Consider the following 3,940-nt stretch of genomic DNA (forward strand, 5'->3'; position numbering starts at 1 on the left):
GGAGACCTTGTCGATAGGCTTCGAAGGTTCTGTTTCTATTCCCTCCGCTATCCAAACTACGGGGCTCTGACTTCTACCCCGGCAGGTCTGTCTCCTGCTGAACACGCTAGCTTTACCTGGACACACAACCGTACGTGACGCTCTCACGTCATACGGCTCTCAACAAGTAACGAAGCAGAACTCAACATCGTCCAATGAGCGAACAGCTTCGGCCTACGGCAGCGGATCAGTCTGAGCCAGATGGAGGCTCTGACTTATCCATTCTTCAGCCTTTTGTATTTGCGTCGCGCCCAGCGGTTTAGAGATTCGTCGACGTATCGATACAGGTTGTGCATTTCTGACCTCCCATATCTGCCGTAGTACTGCATCCATCCACGAAGGACGGGGGGCAGTTCCAAGGCAATCGCGTCGACGCCGTCTGGGAACGATGCGCCGTAGCTGCTGCATCGTGATACGCATAGACTTCATTGCCAGCTCTGCTGGCCGCTGGCGAGAACGTACAGAAGTTCACTTTCTTCTGTTGGTTTCATGCCTCGCGCGGCGAAAGGTAAATCCCAGAAAGTCAAATGACTGACTGGCATGGTTACCCGGGCGATTGCTGTCCTTGCAGTAGATGATATTGGTCTTGTCGGGATGCATCTCCAGTTCGCGTTCCCCGAGCCTCACCTGCAGGGCAGCCACAATGGCTTCCGCTTCAGCCTTGGTTCGGTAATGTACGAGCCCGTAGTCTGCGTATCGACACCACGGTGGTCTGCGGAAAGTTCTGCGTCATCCATGTGTCGAATGCATAGTGCAGAAACAGATTGGCGAGGATGGGGGCTGATGACGCCGCCTTGGGGCGTTCCCCGTTCGCGAGCGATCTCCGTTCCATCTTCGCCTTGCATCGGCGCTTTTAGCCAGCGTTCAATGTAAAGCAGAGCCCATTCGTCTTGCACATGGCGCGTAAATTTTCTTTTGGCGCGCCACGCAATTCATTTACGAAGCGCAGCCCGTCTGTTTATACGCAGCCAACGGATCTCGCCTGCTTCATCGCGCAAGACGGTTCCGACCCGCTGCGCGCGCTCGCCCGGTGCGATGAGCATCGCGTCAGGACCAGCCGGCTGGACGTTGATACCGACCTGCGGTTGAGCGGGTGGATCCAGACCGTCTAACCACGGCTTCAGCGGCACCTGATCGAAGACGAGCCTCTCTCCCTCGCGGCGTAACACGCGGCGTTCCGAGCGGGTCTCATACGTGTGCAGCCAAGCGTTGACATCCGGGCGCGGCTGAGCTCGCGCTTCGGGTGCTGCGAGACTAAAATAGGTTTGGATCGCCCAATTCAAGAGTCGCTGCGCTGTGATCCACCCGTTGGCGCCGTTGGTCAGCACGGCGAGGGCGAAACGCAGCGAAGGGATCATCGCAATCAAACAGGGCTGACCGTTGGCGGCACCGGTGTGGCTGACGACCCGTTCTCCGGCACTGTCATCGAGCCACCAGCCCAACCCAATAGCCGGTGTGTCGTTTGATGGACCGGCGGGTTCGAAGGCCGCCAATCTTATGGTTTCGCCGAGTATCGGCCCGCCGTCCAATTGGAACTGCGTGTAGCGCATCATGTGCGCGGCGCTGGCGACCACGCCACCGGTCGGATTGGCACAGCGGGGCATCGCCCATGGCAGCGCGATAACCGTCTGACCGTCGCGCTCCGCGTGTCCGACCGCGAATTTGCGGTGGAGCAGGTCGCGGGCGAAGAAGCAGGCGCCGTCCATGCCGAGAGGTGTGAGCAGCGCCTCATCGAGCACGACTTCGTACGGGCGGCCGTGCACCACCTCCAGGATTCGGCCGAGGACGTAGAAGGCAGGGTTGTTGTATGACCACATTCGACCGAGCGGCGTGACCTGGACTAGCTTGTCCATCCGGGCGACCATAGCGGCCAGCGCGTCATCGCCCCAGCCGGTGTCCTCGAAGACGTCTCCCTGCCAGCCGCAGCTGTGGGTCAGACAATCGCCGATGGTGACAGAGGACGAGACGTCCGGGTCTGCGATTGCGAACTCCGGCAGGAGGGCGCGCACCGGGTCGTCTAGGTTGAGCCGCCCTTGCTCGACGAGTTGCAAGAGGGCGGTGCCGGTGAACGTCTTGGTGATTGATCCGATCCGGAACAAAGTGTCGCCATCGACCAACTGCGGATGCAGCACATTCGTTACGCCTAGGCCGGCGGTGGCGGCGGAGCCCTTATAGAAGACGCCAAGCGCGATTCCCGGAACTCCATCGCGCTGCATCTCGACACGTGCCTGGTCGAGCAGAGCCGGGTCGAGGCAATGGGACGGCAACACCGGGGCACTGAGACCTGTCATTCGATCACCGGTCGGCAGCATCGTTACATTCTCCCTTGATAATGGATATCCAGCGCGCAAGAACGCTCAAACAAGAACATGATTGTTCGAGCATTCGCCTGAAGAGCCTGCTAGACACAACTATCTCGATACTCATCTAGAGAAAGGTTTCGGCCATCCACGCTTGTGTACAGGAAAAAAATTGTGGTGGCAGCATTATCGTGGCCGCCAACAGGCCGGCTGGAGACATGAAGATAACTTGTGATTGCGATGATGGACGAGCTCGATCTTCAATGTATGGAAGAGGCTCTCCGGGACGTTGTCGAAGCAATCGGCCTTTGCGGCTCATCGATGCGGTGGAGGGCTGCGCGATAGTCGTGTGAAGCATATTGGACACCGCGCTCGGAATGATGGATTAGTCCTGCGTCGGGCGTTGTCGTTGGATCGCCATTGCCAAGGTGGTCGAGGCCAGTTCGGTCCGCAGATGATCGCCCATCGCCCAGCCGACGATTTTGCGACTGAAGAGGTCGATGATGGTGGCCTGGTACAGCCAGCCCTCTGCGGTCGGAATGTCGGTGATGTCGGCCAGCCAAATCCGGTTCGGTGCGGCGGTGGTGAAGTCGTGCGCGATCAGGTTCGGCGCGATCGGCAGATTGTGACGACTGTCAGTGGTGCGAACCCGACGCTGCGGCGCCATGATGGCGCGGATGCCGTGCCGACGCTTCAGCCGTTCGATCCGGCCGCGGCTAGCACCACGTGCCTGCGCCCGCAGAGCGGCATGGACCCGTAGACCGCCATAGCGCTGACCGCTGTCGTGATGGACCCGCCGGATCTCGGGCCAGGAGGTAAGCGCCGTTCAGGGGCCACCTACCGAGTGACGGGGTGATCTGCGAGGCTGCGGTTCGGTTTGGACCGCTAGGCTTAGAATGGACACAGTGCATACTGCTATCACGGAGCCGGTGCGGCGGCTCGAGGTCTTCACCGGAGCCGGCCGTCGGCGGAAGTGGAGCGACGAGGACAAGGCTCGGATTGTTGCGGAGATCGCTGCGAGTGGCGACTCGGTCTGCTCGGTAGCGCGACGGCATGGATTGTCGCCGCAGCAGTTGTTCGGCTGGCGCCGTCAGTTGCGAGAAGCAGCGGGCGGTCACTCCGAAGCAGAAGAAGTACAGTTTGTTCCGGCGGTGGTGGATGCCATAGTGCCGGCGCCAGCTCTTGGGCGTGAGCGCAAAGCGGTGCGCTGCAAGGCCAAGGCGGATACCGGGGTCATCGAGATCGAAGTTGACGGCATCACGATCCGGGCCGGCCGTGGTGCGGACCCGACGATGATTGCGTCGATCGTCCAGGCGCTGAAGGCGAGCCGGTGATCGGTCCGTCGGGTGCGGTCCGGGTGATGGTGGCGACCAAACCGGTGGACTTCCGCAAGGGAATGGAGGGGCTTGCTACCCTGGTCCGCGAGAGCATGGCGGCAGATCCGTTCTCGGGAGCTGTCTATGTGTTCCGGGCGAAGCGGGCCCAACACGCGACATTCTGCATACAGTCTTCGAAGCGCGACAATTGCATATCCGTGGCATCCGCTTTTTCGGCGGACGCTTCAGGTCGCACCTTTCCGACGCGGCAAGGATTTGAAGTGC

4 protein-coding genes and 2 pseudogenes are annotated in these 3,940 nt (G+C 60.5%); 2 read left to right on the forward strand and 4 right to left on the reverse strand.

Annotated features, from left to right (window positions below):
• Positions 1 to 254: 254 nt before the first annotated feature.
• The 4 genes and pseudogenes from FNJ47_RS54930 to FNJ47_RS52095 all read right to left on the reverse strand — a co-directional run.
• Positions 255 to 398, reverse strand: a complete 144-nt coding sequence (locus FNJ47_RS54930; protein ID WP_163163078.1) for a group II intron maturase-specific domain-containing protein — start codon at positions 396 to 398, stop codon at positions 255 to 257.
• Positions 399 to 507: 109 nt separating this feature from the next.
• A pseudogene (locus tag FNJ47_RS52090) lies at positions 508 to 732 on the reverse strand (hypothetical protein); the annotation flags it as partial.
• Positions 733 to 971: 239 nt separating this feature from the next.
• Positions 972 to 2,351 carry a serine hydrolase domain-containing protein gene (locus tag FNJ47_RS45005; protein ID WP_163163080.1) on the reverse strand — a complete coding sequence of 460 codons (1,380 nt, stop codon included), beginning with the start codon at positions 2,349 to 2,351 and terminating at the stop codon, positions 972 to 974.
• A 225-nt stretch (positions 2,352 to 2,576) separates the two neighbouring features.
• Positions 2,577 to 3,144: pseudogene (locus FNJ47_RS52095) on the reverse strand (IS3 family transposase); the annotation flags it as partial.
• 91 nt (positions 3,145 to 3,235) lie between these two features.
• Here FNJ47_RS52095 and tnpA point away from each other — a divergent pair.
• Positions 3,236 to 3,673 carry an IS66-like element accessory protein TnpA gene (tnpA, locus tag FNJ47_RS45015; protein ID WP_163163084.1) on the forward strand — a complete coding sequence of 146 codons (438 nt, stop codon included), beginning with the start codon at positions 3,236 to 3,238 and terminating at the stop codon, positions 3,671 to 3,673.
• Positions 3,670 to 3,940: IS66 family insertion sequence element accessory protein TnpB (gene tnpB / locus FNJ47_RS45020; protein WP_163163086.1), on the forward strand; the 271-nt coding region annotated here is incomplete at its 3' end. The genes tnpA and tnpB, both read left to right, overlap by 4 nt.

It is taken from the genome of Bradyrhizobium uaiense (assembly GCF_010811875.1).
In the GTDB taxonomy this organism is placed as follows: Bacteria; Pseudomonadota; Alphaproteobacteria; order Rhizobiales; family Xanthobacteraceae; genus Bradyrhizobium; species Bradyrhizobium uaiense.